At 50.8% G+C, this 21,604-nt stretch carries 19 protein-coding genes, 1 tRNA gene and 1 pseudogene; 15 read left to right on the forward strand and 6 right to left on the reverse strand.

The genetic code is table 11. The features are described from left to right. Positions 1–87 precede the first annotated feature (87 nt). The 4 genes from rsmA to crcB all read left to right on the forward strand — a co-directional run bounded on the left by rsmA (position 88) and on the right by crcB (position 4,184). Positions 88–867: a 16S rRNA (adenine(1518)-N(6)/adenine(1519)-N(6))-dimethyltransferase RsmA gene (gene rsmA, locus LVJ85_RS09615; protein WP_244739388.1), complete on the forward strand. Its 780-nt coding sequence runs from the start codon at positions 88–90 to the stop codon at positions 865–867. A 21-nt stretch (positions 868–888) separates the two neighbouring features. Continuing rightward, positions 889–1,614: an amino acid ABC transporter ATP-binding protein gene (locus tag LVJ85_RS09620; protein WP_244739390.1), complete on the forward strand. Its 726-nt coding sequence runs from the start codon at positions 889–891 to the stop codon at positions 1,612–1,614. Positions 1,615–1,790: 176 nt separating this feature from the next. Further along, positions 1,791–3,590 carry a protein-disulfide reductase DsbD gene (gene dsbD / locus LVJ85_RS09625; RefSeq protein WP_244739398.1) on the forward strand — a complete coding sequence of 600 codons (1,800 nt, stop codon included), beginning with the start codon at positions 1,791–1,793 and terminating at the stop codon, positions 3,588–3,590. Positions 3,591–3,797: 207 nt separating this feature from the next. Beyond that, positions 3,798–4,184: a fluoride efflux transporter CrcB gene (gene crcB, locus LVJ85_RS09630; RefSeq protein ID WP_244739400.1), complete on the forward strand. Its 387-nt coding sequence runs from the start codon at positions 3,798–3,800 to the stop codon at positions 4,182–4,184. 59 nt (positions 4,185–4,243) lie between these two features. Here the strand turns inward: crcB and LVJ85_RS09635 are convergent. Together LVJ85_RS09635 and LVJ85_RS09640 are read right to left on the reverse strand one after the other, a co-directional pair. Then, positions 4,244–4,404, reverse strand: a pseudogene (locus LVJ85_RS09635) (lipoprotein signal peptidase). Between the two features lie 51 nt (positions 4,405–4,455). Next, a complete protein-coding gene (locus LVJ85_RS09640; protein WP_244739402.1) occupies positions 4,456–7,599 on the reverse strand; it encodes a right-handed parallel beta-helix repeat-containing protein in 3,144 nt (1,047 codons plus the stop codon). 358 nt (positions 7,600–7,957) lie between these two features. Between LVJ85_RS09640 and LVJ85_RS09645 the strand changes: the two genes are divergently transcribed. The 8 genes from LVJ85_RS09645 to prfA all read left to right on the forward strand — a co-directional run bounded on the left by LVJ85_RS09645 (position 7,958) and on the right by prfA (position 14,308). Then, positions 7,958–8,224, forward strand: a complete 267-nt coding sequence (locus LVJ85_RS09645) for a hypothetical protein (RefSeq protein ID WP_115134656.1) — start codon at positions 7,958–7,960, stop codon at positions 8,222–8,224. A gap of 116 nt (positions 8,225–8,340) precedes the next feature. Further along, positions 8,341–9,330 (forward strand): phenylalanine--tRNA ligase subunit alpha, encoded by a 990-nt coding sequence (pheS, locus tag LVJ85_RS09650; protein ID WP_244739410.1) that lies wholly within the window; start codon positions 8,341–8,343, stop codon positions 9,328–9,330. 4 nt (positions 9,331–9,334) lie between these two features. After that, on the forward strand, positions 9,335–9,628 hold the full coding sequence (locus LVJ85_RS09655) for a hypothetical protein (protein WP_244739412.1): 294 nt from the start codon (positions 9,335–9,337) through the stop codon (positions 9,626–9,628). A 114-nt stretch (positions 9,629–9,742) separates the two neighbouring features. Beyond that, positions 9,743–12,106 carry a phenylalanine--tRNA ligase subunit beta gene (pheT, locus tag LVJ85_RS09660; protein ID WP_244739413.1) on the forward strand — a complete coding sequence of 788 codons (2,364 nt, stop codon included), beginning with the start codon at positions 9,743–9,745 and terminating at the stop codon, positions 12,104–12,106. A gap of 76 nt (positions 12,107–12,182) precedes the next feature. Beyond that, a complete protein-coding gene (locus tag LVJ85_RS09665) occupies positions 12,183–12,485 on the forward strand; it encodes an integration host factor subunit alpha (protein ID WP_054598949.1) in 303 nt (100 codons plus the stop codon). Next, positions 12,469–12,795 (forward strand): hypothetical protein, encoded by a 327-nt coding sequence (locus LVJ85_RS09670; protein WP_244739415.1) that lies wholly within the window; start codon positions 12,469–12,471, stop codon positions 12,793–12,795. Before LVJ85_RS09665 ends, LVJ85_RS09670 begins: the two co-directional genes overlap by 17 nt. Before the next feature lie 36 nt (positions 12,796–12,831). Beyond that, positions 12,832–12,908: transfer RNA gene (locus LVJ85_RS09675), tRNA-Pro, on the forward strand. 323 nt (positions 12,909–13,231) lie between these two features. Then, positions 13,232–14,308 carry a peptide chain release factor 1 gene (gene prfA / locus LVJ85_RS09680; RefSeq protein ID WP_244739417.1) on the forward strand — a complete coding sequence of 359 codons (1,077 nt, stop codon included), beginning with the start codon at positions 13,232–13,234 and terminating at the stop codon, positions 14,306–14,308. Positions 14,309–14,557: 249 nt separating this feature from the next. On the opposite strand, the gene LVJ85_RS09685 is transcribed toward prfA, so the two are convergent. After that, positions 14,558–14,776, reverse strand: coding sequence for a lipoprotein signal peptidase (locus LVJ85_RS09685; protein ID WP_244743153.1), 219 nt, complete (start codon positions 14,774–14,776; stop codon positions 14,558–14,560). 322 nt (positions 14,777–15,098) lie between these two features. On the opposite strand from LVJ85_RS09685, the gene LVJ85_RS09690 reads away from it, so the two are divergent. Further along, a complete protein-coding gene (locus LVJ85_RS09690) occupies positions 15,099–16,622 on the forward strand; it encodes a helicase HerA-like domain-containing protein (protein WP_244739426.1) in 1,524 nt (507 codons plus the stop codon). 34 nt (positions 16,623–16,656) lie between these two features. On the opposite strand, the gene LVJ85_RS09695 is transcribed toward LVJ85_RS09690, so the two are convergent. Further along, positions 16,657–16,803: a lipoprotein signal peptidase gene (locus LVJ85_RS09695; RefSeq protein ID WP_244743155.1), complete on the reverse strand. Its 147-nt coding sequence runs from the start codon at positions 16,801–16,803 to the stop codon at positions 16,657–16,659. 116 nt (positions 16,804–16,919) lie between these two features. Here LVJ85_RS09695 and LVJ85_RS09700 point away from each other — a divergent pair, with 116 nt between their 5' ends. Together LVJ85_RS09700 and ftnA are read left to right on the forward strand one after the other, a co-directional pair. Then, positions 16,920–17,816, forward strand: a complete 897-nt coding sequence (locus tag LVJ85_RS09700; protein ID WP_244739432.1) for a tyrosine-type recombinase/integrase — start codon at positions 16,920–16,922, stop codon at positions 17,814–17,816. 390 nt (positions 17,817–18,206) lie between these two features. Next, positions 18,207–18,707, forward strand: a complete 501-nt coding sequence (ftnA, locus tag LVJ85_RS09705) for a non-heme ferritin (RefSeq protein ID WP_085363892.1) — start codon at positions 18,207–18,209, stop codon at positions 18,705–18,707. A 79-nt stretch (positions 18,708–18,786) separates the two neighbouring features. Here the strand turns inward: ftnA and rpoH are convergent, their stop codons facing one another. Continuing rightward, positions 18,787–19,650 carry an RNA polymerase sigma factor RpoH gene (gene rpoH / locus LVJ85_RS09710; RefSeq protein ID WP_085363893.1) on the reverse strand — a complete coding sequence of 288 codons (864 nt, stop codon included), beginning with the start codon at positions 19,648–19,650 and terminating at the stop codon, positions 18,787–18,789. Positions 19,651–19,972: 322 nt separating this feature from the next. Beyond that, a complete protein-coding gene (gene lnt, locus LVJ85_RS09715; protein ID WP_244739445.1) occupies positions 19,973–21,520 on the reverse strand; it encodes an apolipoprotein N-acyltransferase in 1,548 nt (515 codons plus the stop codon). Positions 21,521–21,604 lie beyond the last annotated feature (84 nt).

Consider the following 21,604-nt stretch of genomic DNA (forward strand, 5'->3'; position numbering starts at 1 on the left):
CCGCGCCGGTTTTATGCCTGCGCCCGCCGCACAGTGCGGGCATTTTGCGCTACAATACGCCCTCAAAACCAGCCTTGAAGAAGCAGCATGAAAGAACATAAAGCCCGAAAACGGTTCGGGCAGAATTTTTTGCAGGATACGCGCATCATCCGCGATATTGTCAATGCCGTGCGCCCGCAGCCTGACGACACGGTAATCGAAATCGGCCCCGGTTTGGCCGCGATTACCGGGCCTTTGGCGCAAAAACTCAACCGCCTGCATGTGATTGAAATCGACCGCGACATTGTAGGCCGTCTGAAAACTCTGCCCTTCGCCGATAAACTCGTTATCCACGAGGGCGATGTATTGCAGTTTGATTTCAACAGCGTGCCGGGCAAAAAGAAAATCGTCGGCAACCTGCCCTATAATATTTCCACGCCGCTGCTGTTCCGCCTGAGCGAAGTGGCGGACGATGTGGTCGATATGCACTTTATGTTGCAGAAAGAAGTGGTCGAGCGCATGGTGGCCGAGCCGAAAACCAACGACTACGGCCGCTTGGGCGTGATGCTGCAATATTTTTTCGACATGGAAATGCTGATTGAAGTGCCGCCCGAATCGTTCGACCCCGCGCCGAAAGTCGATTCGGCAGTGGTACGCATGATTCCGGTCAAACACCGAATCGGCGAGGCCGAAGATTTCGAACATTTCTCCAAGCTGGTCAAAGCCGCGTTCCACCAGCGCCGCAAAACGATACGCAACAATCTGAAAGACATTGCCACAGACGAAGATTTGCAGGCCGTCGGCATCAACCCGCAAGACCGCGCCGAACACATCGCGCCCGAGCTTTATGTGGCATTGAGCAATCATCTTTCAGCCAAGGCCGTCTGAATACACTGGATTAACAACATAATGATTAAATTTATCAACGTACACAAACATTTCAAAGACTTACACGTCATCAACGGCGTGAATCTGGAAATCAAAAAAGGCGAAGTGGTGGTGGTTTGCGGCCCTTCGGGCAGCGGCAAATCCACCCTGATCCGCACGGTCAACCAACTCGAAACCATCGAAAGCGGCGAAATTTGGGTGGACGGCATGAACGTAGCCGACCCGAAAACCGATTTGAACAAAGTGCGCGAAGAAGTGGGCTTTGTATTCCAAAACTTCAATCTTTACCCGCACCTCAACGTGTTGGAAAACATCATTCTTTCGCCGATGAAAGTGAAAAAGCAAAGCCGCGCCCAAGCTGAAAAGAAAGCGATGGAGCTACTGGAGCGTGTAGGTTTGGCACACAAAAAAGACGCCATGCCCGGCCAGCTTTCCGGCGGCCAGCAGCAGCGCGTGGCGATTGCCCGCGGCTTGGCGATGGAACCGCGCGTGATGCTGTTTGACGAACCGACTTCCGCTCTCGACCCCGAAATGGTCGGCGAAGTGTTGCGCGTGATGAAAGACTTGGCCAACAGCGGCATGACCATGATGTGCGTTACCCACGAAATGGGTTTTGCCCGTGAAGTGGCCGACCGCGTGATTTTTGTCGATCACGGCCAAATTATCGAAGAAGCCGAGCCGGAAGCGTTTTTCAAAAACCCCAAACACGAACGTGCCAAGCAGTTTTTACAGCAGGTAATGAAGTAAAAAGCGATCTGTTGCCGCCGCACGTTTTCAGACGGCCTTTGGCAAGCATTGAGGCCGTCTGAAAAATATGCTTGTAAGAATCGGCAGTCTTATCCGTCTCTTTCAACGTACCCGCTTCAATACTGCGGCGGTACGTTCCGCATCAGATGATTTGAATACCAAACCTAAAATCCGATATGAAAAAACTACTTTATTTCTTTACTGCATGGCTGTGTTTGGCCGGCAGCGTTTCCGCCCAAGTGGACGCGTCGAAGCTGCTGCCGCCCGAACAGGCTTTTGTTCCCCAAGTCAATGTAACCGATCAGGGTATCAATGTGCAGTTTGCCATTGCCGAAGGCTACTACCTCTACCAATCGAAAATCTCGGCTGAAACCGCGCCCGAAGGCTTGCTCGCCGAAGCGCAATTCAGCAAAGGCGAAGAGAAGGAAGACGAATTTTTCGGCAGGCAGACGGTTTTCCATCACGCCGCACAGGTTAACTGGCCTTACACCAAACCGCAGCAAAACTACCGCCTCACGGTAAAATACCAAGGCTGCGCGGAGGCCGGCGTGTGCTATCCGCCCACGGAAACGGCGTTCGACATCAAAGGCAAAGGCCTGTATCAGCCCGAATCTGCCACACCGCCTTCCGGCAAAAACCGCTTTCTGCAACCCATGCCGGTTTCAGACGGCCCTGCCTCAACACCAACCCGAAACAGCACCGAAACCAGCCGTTTCAAGCTTTCTTGGGATACTTTGGGCGCCAATTTATTGGCGTTTTTTGTCGCCGGACTGGGCTTGAGTTTCACCGCCTGTATGTATCCGCTGCTGCCGATTGTTTCCAGCATTGTGGTCGGCGATAAAAACGCCTCCAAAGGCCGCGCCTTCGCCTTGTCTATGGTTTACGTGCAGGGCTTGGCGCTGACGTACACTTTGGTCGGTATTACCGCAGGGCTGACCGGCGCGCTGCTGACCGTATGGCTGCAACAGCCTTGGGTAGTGCTGGCTGCTGCGGCTGTGATGGTGGTGTTGGCCTTGTCGATGTTCGGCGTGTTCACCCTGCAACTGCCCGCTTCCATTCAAGGCTACTTTCAAAACCAAAGCAGCAAACTGAGCGGCGGCAAAATCGCTTCGGTGTTTGTGATGGGCATGCTCTCCGCCCTGATTGTCGGCCCCTGCGTCGCGCCGCCGCTGGCTTTTGCACTCGGCTACATCGGCCAAACCGGTGATGCGGCTTTGGGCGGCATCGCACTCTATGCTCTGGCCTTGGGCACGGGCGTTCCGCTGATTGCCATCGGCACGTTCGGCGGCCATATACTGCCCCGCGCCGGCGGTTGGATGGACGGCATCAAATACGCTTTCGGCTTTATCCTGCTCGCCGTCGCCGTTTACCTTGCCACGCCCTATATTCCGTATTTGCTGGTGGTGGCGCTGTACACCCTGCTGATGATTATTCCCGCCGGTCTGCTCTTGGCAGGCATACGCAAGCAGTCAGGCCGTCTGAAAACCGTTTCGCTGATTTTAGGTTCGGTTTTGCTGGCAGGCGGCTCTTGGTTTGCTTATCAAAGCGCCAACAGCCAAAGCACCGCCCTGCACCACTTCCTGACCCTCACGCCGCCCGCTGCCGATTCCGCCAGTGCGCACGGGCAGGTATATACCGATGTGAGCGAATTGAAAGCCGCAATGCAGGCCGCTTTGCAACAAAACCCCGACCAGCCCGTACTGCTTGATTTTTATGCAGACTGGTGTATTTCATGCAAAGAAATGGCAGCCTACACACTGAACCAGCCCGAAGTGCATCAGGCTGTGGACATGAACCGCTTCTTCCAAATCGATGTAACCGCCAATACGGCCGAACATCAGGCTCTGCTGAAAGAATACGGTTTGTTCGGCCCGCCGGGTATTTTCATTCTCCGCGCCGACGGCAGCCGCAGCGAAGCTTTGCTCGGCTTTGCCAAACCCGATGCGTTTATCCGTTGGTATCAGGAAAACAAATAAACCGGTTCGATCAATTAGTTGCGGCGGTTTGCCGAGTCAATACCTGAAGCTTTAAAGCCGTCCGTAACATTTGATTGAAATACACTTGAGGCCGTCTGAAACTTTTCAGACGGCCTCAAGTTTTGGATAATCATCAACCTGAGTTCATGGGCTGCACATCTCGCAATCCATGATTTCCCAGTACGTCGTTCATAAAGGTAAAACAAAATGCCGGTCAATCTTTCCGCCGTTGTGATGGGCGCTACTTTGGGTGCCCTATTGCGTTGGGCATTGGGTCATTGGTTCGCGCACACATTTTCGTGGTTCGCCTTCGGTACGCTGGCTGCCAACTGGATCGGGGCTTATATTATCGGCATCATAGCCGCCCTTTCCGAACTGTTTCCCTCCATCGATCCGCATTGGCGCTTGCTGCTGATTACCGGATTCTTAGGCAGCCTAACCACGTTTTCAGGCTTTTCCCTTGAAGTGGTCAACATGCTGAACTCGCAGCGTTGGGGCGCAGCCATAGCCGTCTCTTCGCTGCACTTGTTTGGTTCGCTCATCCTAACGGCACTCGGCATGATGACGGTACATCTCTTTCGCAACCTATTCTGAACACTGAAATATCCATATAAAACAGCCGAAAACGGATGATTCCGTTTTAGGCTGTCACTTTATCGGCATCGGCATCGGCAAGCATGAAACCTTTGCAAAATCCTCAGATGTGAATGCAGTTCAAGGCGTAGCAGCACAGCGAATGCAGACATATCACACGATAGGCAAACGAGCGAGCAGCGCACAACGCAGAAATGCGCCGCAGATGGGGGTTTTGCAAAGGTCCCAGCATGTTTGTTACCCATCATGCCGCCATACCTTTTACCAAAACTTAAACGATATACGCCAATACCTCGCTTTGCCATTGCTCTGCCTGCATATCCGCCGACTGCCTGTATTCCGGCACGATAACGCTATCGGCAAATGCAGCATGGTTTTGCTTACCCAGCAAGCCGGAAAGATTCAGTTCGGTAACAGAAAGCAAATCGTCTAATGCCGGAGCGCGATGAGACTCTGCAAACAGTTCATCATCTTGATCATCCACTCCCAATACTACTGATTCGGAGCGAACCGAAGGCGCCACACGGCCTACATCGTGATGCACAGGCACACCTGAAATGCTGTCGGCACCGATATCCCATTGCATATCAGCTGCGCTCTCTTCGTCTTCAGGCGAAAAACCCGCTGCCGGCTTGTTGATGTGCTGCACTTTGCCCAACGGTTTATTGTTGTGGGTGTTTCCATCGGCAAAAACATCGGCTTTACTGCGCTCAATCCAGCTGCGGTAAAGCGCGCCTTTGAGATCGGTGATAATGTCGTTGCCATTTACATGCAGTTCAGGTATTTCATTACCGGCGCGGCCCAACACACTAATCAACGGCTTGTTCATAGTGCCGTGGATTTCAAACTGGTTGTTGGTTACATGATAGCTTTCGGCATTACCGATCATCTGAATACCTTCCATACTGCCGTCTGAATGTTTGCGTATGATCAGGCTGTTGTCATCATATGTTACTTTGCCGCGCAACTTGCCGTTATTGCTCTGCTCGTTGATAAATACGGCCATATTTCCCGGCAAAATCGACCCGATGTTCATTTTATTGCCTGAAATATTGATATCGCTGGCACCCGGGCCTTTTTCTCCAGTACGGCGGTCACGGGTATCGTTGATAATCGCAATCATATATTTGCTGGATTCGCCTTCGATCACATTATTGCTGATGTCCAACTTATAATGCATCTTCTGCTCATGGTTGCGGAATTCAATACCGTAGGTATGCTGGGCATTCTTATATACATCGAGATTTTTAATGGTATTGCCGCGAATTTCAAAATTACCCGTATCGCTACTGCCTAAATCTCTAAATTGAGTATTGGTCTGCAATTGGATACCGGCATAACCGTGATAGGTGTACTTCGGATTATCGCTAACCGCCAAACGGAAGTTTGGATCTTGAATAATGGTGTTATCGGTAATTTTTACGTTATCCATCGTAAATTGACGGTTATACACCGCAATACCGTGAAGTCTATCGCCTATCAACATATTGTCTTTAATCACAACATCGTCGCCGTCGTGAACATCCAAGCCTTTGCGGTAGTTGTGGTCGGTTTTATTATTGGTATAGGTAATGCCATAGTTGTAGCTGCCTGCCATGCTGGCAATACCATATCCCGTGCCGCCGTCAGCCTCATGGCCGTTCCAAGCCAGCTTGTTGCCATTGGCTAAAAAATCTTTTTGATAAGCGACCAACGCTCCCGCTACCCGGTTGTGATGCAAGTAGCTATCGACAATACGGTTGTTTTCGCCCAGAGGAAGATTTTCGTAATGCTCGTCCACTTCTTTCAAAATCAATCTGGCTTTATAGGTTCTGCCTCTAGTGCTTTCTGGGTCTTTCTGCAAAGTCTGGGTTGACGTGAAAAACACGCCGGCACGGTTTGCGCCGGAAACTTCCACCTTGCTGATCAAGGTGTTGTCGGCATCATTAACCAAAATACCGTTTACTTTGCCGAAATAACTTTGCCCTTTGCGGTAAAAATCAGGATTGGTGTATTTAACCGACAAATCGGCAATGGTTTTATTGCTCTGCCCGTCCACCAAAATACCGGCAAACTCGCGCACATCATCGTCATTGCTATTGGGGTTATAAACACCTTTTTGCGCCTTATCAAAAGACACAACGGTCTTACCCATACCATCGCCGAAAATACCGGTAACGCCGGCATTTTTTTCATTCAACACAATCTGGTCGGAAATATACAGACTACCGCTCAAGCGCACGGCAACCTTTTCTTCGTGCGCGGCCGCCAAAGCATTATTAATGGCAGCCAAACTATCGGTCTTGCCCGTTGAGTCGGTGCCGAATTCGGCCGCATCGATGTATTTGCCGTATGTTTTGTGTTGGTAAATATAAAAATGGCCGTCTTTACCGAAACGTACTTCAACGGCTTCGGTGTCATTATTGCCCACTTTTTCTAAAGATTCGGGAGAGATAGCCGCAGCATCGCTGGCAAGTTTTACGGGAGCGACTGTTGCAACCTCAACCGGCTTTTCTGTTTCCGAAAGCTTAGGAGTTGAATCCGTTTCAGCAACAAGCGGAGCTTCTTCTGCGGCAGGAGCTGAAATTGTTGTCTTCGGAGCAGGCTCGGTTTCTGCTTTAACTTCAGCCACAATTTCAGACGGCATCTCATTATTGACAGCAACTTCTTCTTTAGCGGCAACAACTTCTACTTGCTTAGTTTCAACTTCTGTTTGATTGGCTGCAACTTCTGCCTTATCAGCAGCAACTTCCTTAACAAAGTTATTTTTTTCTACAGGCGCTTCATTCACAGCAACTTCCAAATGGTTGCTTACCACCTCTTCTTTTTCATGAACAAGCGCCTTTTCAGATTCAGACGGCAGTGCCCCAAGCAGGGCTTTTTCTTCTTTTTTCACAACTTGTTCGGGTTTGTTGCTCGAAGCCGGTGCAGAAGCCTCTCCCGAAGACTTACCCGAGCTGCCGCCCGCCAAAGCACCAATCAAACCGGCACCGGCCAAGCCACCCAAAGCAAGAGCCAATTTATTTACACCACCTGAAGAAGCACGGTTAACCGTTACCTCTTCCGCCAATAAAGTGGTTTCAGGCACTTCCGAAGCATAATAATGAGCATTACCGCCGGCATCTAAAGCAAAAACCTTGCCGACACCATTGGGCTTCACATAAAGATAGTAATCTTCGATCACAATATCCGGCTGGGCAGATGTGGAGCCTTTTGCACGGATATGCAAATGATTGCCCATTTGCACTAATTCAATGTTTTCGGGCATCAATCCGGTGTCCGCATCCGCCAATTGATAAGCAGCATGTTGTTCCGCCCGGATATACAAAGGCTCACCCGAACCTTTTTTCACGCTGTATCGGGCAACACCCTCTGCATCAGTAAAGCGGCCACCGCCATCCAATTTGCCCACAGAAATAATCATCTGACTAGACATTTTAAAACTCTCCGTAATGTTAATTAATTATTTTTTATATAAAACAACTAGATAAAATAAAAATCTCAAAAAATCAAAACAAGCCAAATGATATTTAACAAATTTAAACAAATATTAATCAAATAACCATTCCGATCATCCCGACTTTATTCAAATATTTTTATTTCATAAGATAAAAACATATTCTCGACACAAATAAAACCACAAAATTAAAACAACAATATGTTTTATATATTTATTTTATCAATCAAAATAAACAACCTAATTTGTAAAAGTAACTTTATTTATTATTTACAAATTAAAACAAAAGTTACCATCAATGACGTAATCATGCAAATATTTCTTTGGAATTTTCAGTATGTTTGCACATTTGCAACAAGCAGCAATTCACCTCAAAGGCCGTCTGAAAATCATCTATCGCTACAACAAAAACGGCCGGTTTGCTTCGCATCAAGCATCACTCGGCCGAAAACTAACAATCAATATAAAATTCATTAACTTACACAATGCAAATACACCCGAACATCAAAAAACCAACCATCCTTTTTCATATAAACCGCACCTCGCTTTTTGCTTTAGCACGCTGTTTTTTAGGCGCAATTTGCGTTACAATAGCCACCTTTAAAATTGAAGCGGAACGCCTTCGAGGCTGTCTGAAACAGTTTTCAGACGGCCTTTGTTTGTTAATCTTCCCAATCCCCTCAGGCGTCGCGCCGGAACACAGAAAATAAATTAAACATCATGGAAAATGTAAACAGAATTGTTGAAGAAGGCATTTCAGCCGTTAACGAAGCCCTTGATTTTCAAGCATTAGAATTAGTCAAAGCCCGCTACATGGGCAAAACCGGCGAGCTAAACGCCCTCTTGAAACAGCTCGGACAAATGTCGCCCGAAGAGCGCAAAACCGTCGGCGCCCACATTAACGAATGCAAAAACCGTTTTCAGACGGCCTACAACGAAAAACGCGATGCCCTCAATGCCGCCCAGCTGCAAGCCCGCCTTGCCGCAGAAGCGCTGGACGTTACCCTGCCCGGCCGCAGCCAAATCTCAGGCGGCCTGCATCCCGTTACCCTCACCCTTCAACGCGTGGTCGAACTCTTCCACGGCATGGGTTTCGACGTTGCCGACGGCCCCGAAATCGAAGACGATTTCCACAACTTCCGAGTACTGAATATCCCGCAAAACCACCCTGCCCGCGCCATGCAGGATACTTTCTATGTAGAAAACGGCGACGTATTGCGCACCCACACCTCGCCGATCCAAATCCGCTACATGCTGGATAAGAAAAACCCGCCCATCCGCATCATCGCCCCCGGCCGCGTTTACCGCGTGGACAGCGATGCCACCCACTCCCCCATGTTTCATCAGGCCGAAGGCTTATGGGTGGAAGAAGGCGTAACCTTTGCCGATCTCAAAGCCGTGTTTACCGACTTCATCCGCCGCTTTTTCGAGCGCGACGATCTGCAAGTACGCTTCCGTCCTTCCTTCTTCCCCTTTACCGAGCCTTCCGCCGAAATCGACATCATGGGTGATAACGGCAAATGGCTGGAAGTCGGCGGCTGCGGCATGGTACACCCCAACGTGTTGAACAACGTCAACATCGACCCCGAACGTTACACCGGCTTCGCCTTCGGCATCGGCCTCGACCGCTTCGCCATGCTACGCTACGGCGTTAACGATTTGCGTTTATTCTTTGATAACGATTTGAATTTTTTGAAACAGTTTAAGTAATGCCATGCAAAAAATATGGCTGTGGCTCTATTTACTGACATCAGCCTTGCTCATTTTTGCTTTCTATTGTGCATATCGTTCTTCACAATTAGCTGATTTAAAAATCGGCACAGGCGAAATTGAGCAAGCTTTGATTTGGAGTGAATACGGAAGCCGGAGCATTTTGGCAGGTGGAATCACAGGGTTATGCGCCAGCTTTTTCTTACCTTATTTTCACCATAAAGAAAAACCAGCATTCATGATTTGTTTTATTTGCGCTTACAGCATGCTGGCCGTATTCATCATGATGTGGCACTAACGCTTTTCTACTTAAAAAATACAAAACAAATGGGATATGCCGGATTTACACAGTCAAGCAACCCAAGCCGTTATGTAGTTATATCCAAGTTAATGATATATAAAGAGATAACTCATGCAATTTTCTTATTCGTGGCTCAAAACCCAAGCCGATACCCATTTTTCAGCCGATGAATTCGGCCATTTATTGACCATGTCCGGCCTCGAAGTCGAAGAAGCCGAAACTGCCGCGCCCGCCTTTTCAGGCGTAGTAGTAGCCGAAGTCAAATCGGTAGAAAAACACCCCGATGCCGACCGCCTGAACGTCACCCAAGTCGATGCAGGCACGGGCGGGCTGATTCAGATTGTTTGCGGCGCATCGAATGTAAAACCGGGTATCAAAGTACCTTGTGCCTTGCCGGGCGCGGTATTGCCGGGCGATTTCAAAATCAAGCCGACCAAAATGCGCGGTCAGGTTTCAAACGGCATGCTGTGTTCTACCGACGAACTGGGCTTGCCCGACGACGGCGTTAACGGTCTGCACATTCTGCCTGATGATGCACCCGTCGGCGAAAACCTCCGCAATTATCTGGACTTGGACGACACCGTATTTACACTGAAAATCACACCCAACCGCACCGATTGCTTAAGCATCAAAGGTTTGGCACGAGAAACCGCCGCTTTAACCGGCTGCGCATTCCGCCAACCTCAAATTCAGACGGCCTCAATCGCCAGCGGCAAAATCCAACCTGTACGCATCGATGCGCCCGAAGACTGCGGCCGTTTCCTCAGCCGCGTGATTGAAAACGTGAACGCTCAAGCCGCCACGCCCGACTGGATGAAGCAACGCTTGGCCCGCAGCGGAGTGCGCAGTATTTCCGCGCTGGTAGATATCGGCAACTATGTGATGCTGGAAATCGGCCAGCCTATGCACGTTTTCGATGCCGACAAACTTTCAGGCAGCATCATCGTCCGCCGCGCTACCGAAGGCGAAACGTTGGCTTGTTTGAACGAAAAAACCGTTACCTTGTCCGACAACACCTTAGTGATTGCCGACGAAAAAGGCGCATTGAGCATGGCCGGCTTGATGGGCGGCGAAGCGAGCGCGGTTTCAGACGGCACCCGCAATATCGTGCTGGAATCAGCTTGGTTTGCACCTGAAATCATTGCCGGAAAATCCCGCCAATACGGCTTTGGCTCCGATTCATCATTCCGCTTCGAACGCGGCGTCGATTTCGAACTGCAACGCGACGCTATCGAACGTGCCAGCGAGTTGGTTTTGCAGATTTGCGGCGGCCAAGCCGGCGAAATCGTAGAAGCCGTCGGCAAACTGCCCGAGCGCAAAACGGTATCGGTTCGCACCGAACGCGTTGCCAAACTGCTCGGCGTAGCCATAGATGAAGCACGCATCGAAAACATCTTGGCTTCACTTGGTTTGCAGCCGCAAAAAATTTCAGACGGCCTCCAAGTTACCTCGCCCAGCTTCCGCTACGACATTGAAATCGAAGCCGATTTGATTGAAGAAATCGCCCGTGTGTACGGCTACGAAAACATTCCCGACGATTACACTTCAGGCCGTCTGAAAATGATGGCGCTGCCCGAAACCCGCCGTCCGCGCTTTGACGTTTACCGTCAACTGGCCGCACGCGCTTATCAAGAAGTGGTCAGCTATGCTTTCGTAAATGAACAGTGGGAGCAGGATTTTGCGGCCAACAGCCATCCTATCCGCCTGCAAAATCCGTTGGCCGCACAATACAGCGTGATGCGCTCAACACTTATCGGCGGGCTGGTAGAAATCCTGCAAAACAACCTCAACCGCAAACAAAACCGCGTGCGCGTGTTTGAAATCGCCCGCGTTTTCCGCAAAGATTCAGACGGCCGTTTCATTCAAAACGAACGCATCGGCGGCTTGGCGTACGGCTCCGCCCTCCCCGAGCAGTGGGGCGAAAAAAGCCGCCCTGTCGATTTTTACGACATCAAAGGCGACGTAGAAGAACTGCTGGCGGGCAAACATGCCGAGTTCGTCAAAGCAGAACACCCTGCCCTGCACCCCGGCCGCACCGCAGAAATTAAAATCAACGGGGAAACGGTCGGTTTCATCGGCGAACTGCATCCGCAATGGCTGCAAAAATACGATTTGCCGCAAGCGCCGCTGGTATTCGAGTTAGACATGGCTGCCGTGTTGACACAAGAAAAAACCGTTTACCAACCCGTTTCCAAATTCCAATCCGCCCGCCGCGACCTGGCCTTCGTACTGCCGGAAAGCGTCGGCTATGCCGAACTGCATGCCGCATTAAGCAGCGTCCGCAGCCCGCTGATTCAAGAAATCGCCCTGTTTGATGTGTACCGCGGTACCGGCCTGCCCGAAAACATGAAGAGCATGGCGGTCAAAGTGATACTGCAAGATATGGAAGCCACGCTCACAGACGAAGCGGTAGAGCCTGTGATGGCCGAATTAATCAAAGCGGCCGAAAGTGCAGGGGCGCAACTTCGCGGCTAAAAAAAATCCTTATTCACTTGAATTCTAAAAAAAAATTAGTAATAATCCACACCTATTGAAAAAAGAAGGTAATAATATGACATTAACTAAAGCCGAACTGGCAGATATTTTGGTAGAAAAAGTAAGCAGCGTAACCAAAAACGATGCCAAAGAAATCGTCGAACTCTTTTTTGAAGAAATCCGCGCCACTTTAGCCCGTGGCGAAGAAATCAAAATTTCCGGATTCGGCAACTTCCAATTGCGAGACAAACCCCAACGCCCCGGCCGCAACCCGAAAACCGGCGAAGAAGTGCCGATTACCGCCCGCAGAGTCGTTACTTTCCATGCAAGCCAAAAACTCAAAGGCATGGTGGAGCACTACTATGACAAACAACGTTAATACCATCCCCGTTATTCCGGCCAAACGCTACTTCAGCCTGAACGAAATGTGCGAGCTGGTGCAAATCAGCCCTGCTCAATTTGCGCAATGGCAGCACGAAAACGGCGTCGTGGTCGGCTACGGCGGCAACAGCTACACCCGTGCCGACGTATTGAAGCTGATCAAGCTGAAAGACACTTTTGCGCCGTTTGTGGACACATTTACCCACAATGCCTTGGATGCGGAAGGCAATCCTGCCATCCAAGCCGAGGAAATGCGCGGCGAGTTGCAAAAAATGCTGGGAGAAATTGAAAAAACACTTGCCAGCTGAGTAAGGTGATTTTATAATCCCGTTCTCTTTTCGAGTCGGAGTGTGGCGCAGTCTGGTAGCGCACTTGCATGGGGTGCAAGGGGTCGAAGGTTCGAATCCTTTCACTCCGACCAACAATAAATAAAAAAGTCAGCTAAGCGTTAGCTGGCTTTTTTATTTATCAAAAAACAGCTTTAATGAACTGCCCTGTTTAAATCAGATAAAAATACCCGCAGATACGGAAATCGGTAAAGCTTTTGCCAAACAATCAACCGCCATTTTGCCCGTGCAAGAATCTGCACAGCAAAACAACGGTTTTCCCCAAAAGACTTTTACCGACATCTTGAGCATTTCAGGCCGTCTGAAACTTTTATCTCCATCATCGAAGTCAGATTCTTGATTCGCGTGCTTGGTCAGACTTCCCCTTATTTTCAGACGGCCTTTACCGGAAAACACTATGAAACCATCAATTTTGGACAAACTCCAACAACTGGCCGACCGCCTCGAAGAAGTCACCCACCTGCTCGGCCAGCCGGAAGCCACCGAAGATATGGACAATTACCGCAAGCTGACCCGCGAACATGCGGAAATCACGCCCGTGGTAGAAGTCTTCCATCAATATACTCAGGCGCAAAACGATTTGGCAGAAGCGGAAGAAATGCTGTCCGACCCGGAAATGAAAGAATTTGCCGCCGAAGAAATCGAAAACGCCAAAGCGAAAATCGAAACTTTGGATACGGAATTGCAAAAACTGCTGCTGCCAAAAGACGCCGACGACGACAAAAACATCTTCATCGAAGTCCGCGCAGGCACCGGCGGAGATGAAGCCGCACTGTTTGCCGGCGACTTGTTGCGGATGTACAGCCGCTTTGCCGAACGCAACCGCTGGCAGGTCGAAATCGTATCCGCCAACGAAAGCGATTTGGGCGGCTACAAAGAAGTGATTGCCCGCATTGTAGGGCTGGGCGCATACAGCAAACTCAAGTTTGAATCGGGCGGCCACCGCGTACAACGCGTTCCTGCCACCGAAAGCCAAGGGCGCATCCACACTTCGGCCTGTACCGTAGCCGTGATGCCCGAAGCCGACGAATTGGAAGAAATCCAGCTCAATCCTGCCGATTTGCGCATCGATACCTTCCGTGCATCCGGCGCCGGCGGCCAGCACATCAACAAAACGGATTCTGCCGTGCGCATTACCCACCTGCCGACCGGCATGGTGGTGGAATGCCAAGACGGTCGCTCGCAACACAGCAACAAAGCGCAAGCCATGAAAGTGTTGGCCGCGCGTTTGAATGATGCGCAAAAACGCGAAGCTCAAGCCAAAGAAGCTGCGGAACGCAAAAGCCTCATCGGCAGCGGCGACCGCAGTGAACGTATCCGCACATACAACTATCCGCAAGGCCGCGTTACCGACCACCGCATCAATTTAACCCTGCACAAGCTTGATTTCATTATGGACGGCGATTTGGACGAGCTGACCACGGCTTTAATCGCCGAACACCAAGCCGAACTGCTGGCGGAAATGGGCGATTAGTTGTAAAAATTTCCACACAAATGTTAAAAATCACACAATACTGTAAAAAATAGTTGCACAGTTTGTTTATATTCGTTAAGATTCATCCCGTAGCAAGGCAGTTAATTCAGCCGGTTTACATTCCTTTTCATCGATTCTTTTTTAAGGCCATCTGATTGATTTCAGATGGCCTCTGTTTTTTTGCACGACCTTTTGAACAAATTTTCCGAAACACCAAAATGTAAATATACATTAAGACGTTTTCATTTTTTAGTAAACATTTTGTCTTAATCGAAGCGCCTCACAACAATCATCTGTTTTCAGACGGCATGAATCAAAAGGCCGAGACCTTTGCAAAACCCCTAGATGTGGATGCAGTTCAAGGCGTAGCAGCGCAGCGAGCGCAGACATATCAGATAGATAGGCAAGCGAGCGAGCAGCGCACAACGCAGAAATGCGCCGCAGATAGGGGTTTTGCAAAGGTCTCAGGTGTTGGAAAAGGTCGGGTTATTTACACTTTTTATACCAAACAGCTTTTGTTTTTTGCAGGAATGATGGTTTCGTGATTTTTGAGTATTCTCAAGAACGATGCGGCTTCGCCGTGCCTTTCAGCATTCTTGACAACCCTCAAAAATCCCAAAATGGGTCTGCATGCAAAAAACGGAAAGTGTAAACAACGCTAGAATTTCCTACATCTGAAAATATCTCTCTTCGTTCTTCCCGCCATTGCGCCGCCATCATCCCGTTTGCGCCCTGCCCCGATTCATAAGACAATACCGCTATTCCCAATCAAATACATAAGGATATGCAGATGATCACGTTCCCCATCGCCCGTTCAGGCGGCAACACGCTGGAAATCCAAGGCAAAATGGCCAACCGCCACGGCCTGATCGCCGGTGCGACCGGTACGGGCAAAACCGTTACCCTGCGCCGCATGGCCGAAGCCTTCAGCGAAGCGGGCATTCCCGTGTTTCTGGCCGACGTGAAAGGCGATTTGTCGGGCATCGTGAACGCAGGCAGCGACAGCGGCAAAGTGGCCGAGCGCATTGCCGAATTCGGTTTGGGCAGCGGCTGGCTGCAAGGCTTTCCCGTGCGCTTTTGGGATGTGTTCGGCGAAACCGGCGTGCCCGTGCGCGTAACCATTTCCGAGATGGGGCCGATGCTGCTGGCGCGGCTGATGAATCTGAACGACACGCAGGAAGGTTTGCTCAATCTGGTGTTCCGCGTGGCCGACGACAACGGCTGGCATCTGATCGATTTGAAAGACTTGCGCGGCATGCTCAAACACGTTGCCGATAATGCCGCCGAATACCGCAGCCAATACGGTAACGTATCGCCCGCCAGCGTCGGCGCGGTGCAGCGGCAATTGCTGACGCTCGAAAACGAAGGGGCGGCAAACCTGTTCGGCGAGCCTGCGCTGAATCTGGAGGACTGGATGCAGACCGAAGGCAGCAAAGGCGTGATCAATATTCTGAATTCCGAAAAACTGATGCGTTCGCCGCGCATGTATAGCGCGTTTCTGCTGTGGATGTTGGCGGAACTGTTTGAAACCCTGCCGGAAGTGGGCGATTTGGACAAACCGAAATTCGTGATGTTTTTTGACGAAGCGCACTTGCTGTTCGACAATGCCCCCGCCGCGCTGGTGGAGCAAATCGAACAAGTGGTGCGCCTGATCCGCTCGAAAGGCGTGGGCGTGTATTTCGTTACCCAAAACCCGCTCGACCTGCCCGACACGATTTTGGGGCAGCTCGGCAACCGCGTGCAGCACGCTTTGCGGGCGTTCACGCCGCGCGACCAAAAAGCCGTGAAAGCCGCCGCCGAAACTTTCCGCACCAATCCGAATGTGAACGTGGTGGAAGCGATTGCCGAACTCGGCGTAGGCGAGGCGCTGGTGTCGTTTTTGGATGAAAAAGGCATGCCGATGCCGGTGGATCGTGCGCTTGTGTTGCCGCCGCAATCCAACTTGACCCCGCTGGCCGCCTCCGAACGCGACGAGAAGTTCCAAAAAGATATTCTCTACCGCCACTACAAAGATATGGTCGACAACTACTCGGCCTACGAAGCATTGGCGGAATTGGAGCAGCAGCAAGCCGAAGCGAAGCAGGCCGAAGCCGCGGCGAAAGAGCAGGCCAAAGCGGAGAAAACAGCTGCCGTACAGCCACAGAAAGACGGCGTAGTCGGCGGCTTCTTGGGCGGTTTGTTCGGCAGCCGCAAAAAAGCCAATCAAGGCGTGGCGTATGATTTGGCCGACAGCGTGGGCGACCAGATCAACAAGCAAGTTACCCGTGCCATTTCACGCAGCGTGATGGGTGTGATTAAAAACATACTGAAATAAGGTATGGCATGATGAGGCCGTCTGAAAAACATTTTCAGACGGCCTGAGACCTTTGCAAAGCCCTCAGATGTGGATGCAGTTCAAGGCGTAGCAGCACAGCGAGTGCAGACATATCATATAGATAGGCAAACGAGCGAGCAGCGCACAACGCAGAAATGCGCCGCAGATGGGGGTTTTGCAAAGGTTTCGGCCTCATCTTAAATCAAGCCTTTTATCCGGCATCACATACCGCTTACGCCGCGCCGCTTCCACGCAGTACAATGCGCCTATCGCTTTCTGTTTCACCCGAACCCTATCATGCAGCTTTCCCATTTGTTCGACCATCAAGACGACTATCTTCAAACGCTAGTCCAGCAAGGCAAATCCACCCACACGGTAGCCGCTTACCGCCGCGACTTAACGCAACTGGCCGCCCTGCTCCCCGCCGACTGCGGTCAAGAACCTGCCGCGCGCAAACATTTTGTCGCCACCTTGAAAAGCCTTTCACAACAAAACACCGGCGAACGAAGCATGGCGCGTAAGCTTTCGGCTTGGCGGCAATATTGCGGATGGTTGGTCAAACAAGGCTTGATGGCCGCCGACCCTACCGAAACGCTCAAAGCCCCCAAAGCCCCCGAACGCCTGCCCAAAGCCTTGGAGCAGGAAATGCTGAACCATCTGCTCGACCAGCATGTGTGCGACGAAGTACTCAGCGTGCGCGACCATGCCTTGTTTGAATTGATGTATGGCAGCGGGCTGCGTGTCGGCGAAGTCAACGCTTTGAATCTAAGCGATGTTTTGCTGCAAGAAGGCTGGGTAAGCGTAACAGGCAAAGGCAGCAAACAGCGCCGCGTGCCTTTAACCGCCAAAAGCATTGAAGCGATAGAAGCCTATCTGCCGCAGCGCGTTGCCAAAGATAATGAAACCGCTTTGTTTACCAACCGCTTAGGCCGGCGCCTCAGCGTCCGCCAGATTCGCAACCGCCTGCGCGATTGGGCCTTAGCGCAAGGCAGCCCGCAACACATTTCCCCGCACATGCTGCGGCACAGCTACGCCAGCCACATCCTCCAATCGGCGCAAAACATCAGAGCCGTGCAAGAGCTACTCGGCCACGGCAATTTATCCACTACGCAAATTTACACCAAACTCGATTTCGACCATTTGGCGAAAGTGTACGACGACACCCACCCGCGCTCGAAACGCCAAAAAAAGTAGCCGCACGTTTCTCGGCTCAAACGGCTATGCTCAGCAAATGCCAAATATATCCAACACAAAACAGGCCGTCTGAAAATTCAGACGGCCTCAAATCACCACATCCCGCGACCGGTATTTTTCAAAACGCTTACCCAACTTTAATCAAATGATAACCCATATCATTTTTTAATTAACTTGAATGTGTTATCTTTGCATGTACGGATATTTCCGGCGCCATAACACTCAAAGATAAAAGCGGAATCATCGCCTTACCACGCCAACGCAGTTCATAAAAACTTAGCCGATAACAACAATCTTCTCGGACGCATTTTTAACAAGCTGCTCCGCCCTATTGCACACACCGCCGTTTTTCAACCATTTCCCCTCAACCCTTTACAAAGGAGTGATGTTATGTTGTCTGAAAAAATCGTCAAACACTTAAACGAACAGCTGAATCTTGAGTTTTATTCTTCCAACGTTTACCTGCAAATGTCTGCTTGGGCCGACAGCAAAGGCTTTGAAGGCGCAGCCGCATTTTTGAAAGCCCACGCCGCCGAAGAAATGCAGCATATGCACCGCCTGTTTGATTATTTGAGCGAAACCGGCGCCATGCCTGAAATCGGCACGATTCCCGCACCGAAAACCAACTATAAAGGTTTGAAGGAAATGTTTGAGGCCGTGTACAAACACGAAAAAACGATTACCAAGAAAATCAATGAATTGGTAGAAGCAACCTTTACCGAAAAAGATTATTCGTCTTTCAACTTCCTGCAATGGTATGTATCGGAGCAGCACGAAGAAGAGCGTTTGTTTAAATCGATTTTGGACAAAATCAATCTGGTCGGCGACGACGGCAAGGGCTTATATCATGTCGATAAAGACTTGGCCGGCTTGGCAACGGCAGGCAAATAAGCCCTGATACAACAAAGGCCGTCTGAAAATTCAGACGGCCTTTTTACATCATTCAAATTCAAATCTTAAAATTCAAACCTTAAACAGTTGCTTCCGCGTCTTCAGTCAGAAAACCGCGCAGTTTCTGCATAGCTTTGGCTTCAATCTGACGGATACGCTCGGCAGACACGCCGTATTCGGCAGCCAAATCGTGCAGTGTCAAACCGCCGTCGTCTTGCAGCCAGCGGGTTTCTACGATGCGGCGGCTGCGGTCGTCGAGTTTGGCCAAGGCGTTTTGCAGGCCTTCGGTTTGCAAAGCGTAGTGGGCTTTCTGCTCGATTTGCCGGGTCGGCTCGCTGTCGTTGTCGGCCAGCCAGTCAATCGGCGCGAAGCTGTCTTCATCGTCGCTGTTTTCCGCCAAAATGCCGATGTCGCGGCCGGTCATGCGTTGTTCCATTTCCAGCACTTCCGACAGTTTCACACCCAAATCGTCGGCGATTTCCTGTGCTTCTTTCGGCGACAGGGCATTCAGGTTTTTACGCATGCTGCGCAGATTGAAAAACAGTTTGCGTTGCGGTTTGGTGGTAGCAACGCGCACCAAGCGCCAGTTGCGCAAAATAAACTCGTGAATCTCGGCTTTAATCCAATGTACGGCAAATGAAAACAGGCGCGCGCCACGGGTCGGCTCGAAGCGTTTCACCGCTTTCATCAGGCCGATGTTGCCTTCTTGAATCAGGTCGGCTTGGTTAAGGCCGTAACCATCGTAACCGCGTGCAATCGATACGACGACGCGCAGATGGGAAAGAATCAGTTGTTTGGCGGCTTCAAGGTCGCCTTTTTGTTGTCGCTCTGCCAGATTGGTTTCTTCTTCGGCAGAAAGCATAGGAATACTGTTTACGGTATGAATGTACTGCTCCAAGCTACCATGGCCGCTGGGGACGGGTAATGCAAAGGCGTTATTCATTGTCATTAGTTGGCTTTCCTTATATTGTGCAAGGCTTTCGGCGGATGCCTGAGCCTCTGTGGTTTACCGGATACCCGGCTTTCTTATTAAACAGAATTATCGTGTACACATTCAATACATAATAGGTAAAATTTTGTATTTTTTTAAATTTGATTGATTTAAAATATTTGAGTGCTTCTATCAGGATTAGTTCCGCATTAAAGCACAGATTATACACGCTGTGTGGATTTATCGTTTCAGACGGCCTGTATATTTTCGGTTTTCGATGGATACCGCAACACCGTGCAGGCTGTTAATAAAGCCTGAGGCCGTCTGAAAGCATTTATCTGCGCCGTTTTCCTGCTGCAAACAATACCGCTGCGGCAAGACCGAGCAAGATGACTAAGGGCAGCGAACCGCCCATCTTCATGTAAGGGGTTTCGCCGGTATAGCCTTCGATTTTGCCTTCCAATACGGCTTCGGTATCCGGCACGGTTTGGCTGACAATTCGGCCTTTGGGGTCGATAATCGCGGTGGCGCCGGTGTTGGTGGAGCGCACCATATAACGCCCCAACTCCATAGAGCGCGCCTGCGACTGCTGCAAATGCTGGAACATGGCGTTGGATTTTCCGTACCACGCCATATTGCTGGCATTGGCGAGCAGCGTGGATTGTTTGGCGGATGCGATTAATTCGTCGCCGAAACCGTCTTCATAGCAGATATTGAACGCGACTTTTTGGTTGGCCATCTGAAACGGCGTTTGGGCATCGCCGCCGCGCTTGAAGTCGGCCAAAGGCATGTTCATCAATTGGTACAGAGGCTCGGTAAGCCACGGCAGGGGTTTGTATTCGCCGAACGGCACGAGGTGGTTTTTGGCGTAATACGGAATGTGGTCGGGCTGTTCGGGCTGATAGCCGGCAAGGTTGATAACCGCGTTTTCATAACCGAGGCCGTCTGAAGTATATTGGCTGATACCGATTGCCAATGCGCTGCCGTTGGCTTTGGCGCGGGCGGCAAACTGTTCTATCAGACCTTGCGGCAAATCCTGACGCATCATCGGAATGGCGGTTTCGGGCAGAATCACGATGTCGGCTCGGCTGCCGGCGACCTGCTCGTAATAGCGTTCGACCGTGGGGAAGAACTGCTCGGGCGTCCATTTCAATGTTTGCGGAATATTGCCCTGAGCCAACGCCACGGTGGCAGAGCTGCCATCGGCGCGGGTAAATTCAATCTGTTTGGCCATATAGCCTGCCGACAGCACCGCCACCAATGCGCCCGCTGCCACGGCACGCTGTTTCAGACGGCCTCTTTTGCCGTCCAGCAGCAACACCAACCATGCGCCTGTTAAAGCAGTTGCCAGTGTTACCAAATGAATGCCGCCCAAAGGCGCGAAGCCGGCCAGCGGGCTGAAATCGGCAATTTGGGAATACCCGAGCGCACCCCATGCAAAGCCGGTGAGCAAACGCTCGCGGGCAAACTCGGTGAGCGTCCACACCAGCGGAATCACCAAGCCGATGCGCACGGTGCGAGACACATTAAATTTGTTTGCCAGCCAAAACGCCACCGCGGGATACAGCGCCAGAAATGCGGGCAGCAGAAAAGTAAGCGGCACGGCATACAGGTTCGGCAGCCCCGACACGGTATGCAGCGCGGTATGAATCCAGTAAAACTGGGCGGTATAGCCGATCAATCCAAACAGATAAGCACTTCTCGCCGCGTATTGAGGACGCAGCTCGGTAAGCTTGATCAAAGCACCGAACAGCAAAGGCATCAGCCAAAAATGATAATACGGCGCAAACGTCAAAGGCGTTGCAAGGGCGATGGCCAGCAACAGCGGCCAATACAGCCACGGCTTTTGCCACAAGGTGTCGGCTTTTTCAAAAACATTCATAGGGTTGTGATGATTCGGGTTAATCGGCGTACCAAGATTTGAGGCCGTCTGAAATGTAGTTTTCAGACGGCCTTCATACCATAT

It is taken from the genome of Neisseria sp. Dent CA1/247 (assembly GCF_022870825.1).
GTDB classification, from domain to species: domain Bacteria; phylum Pseudomonadota; class Gammaproteobacteria; order Burkholderiales; family Neisseriaceae; genus Neisseria; species Neisseria zoodegmatis.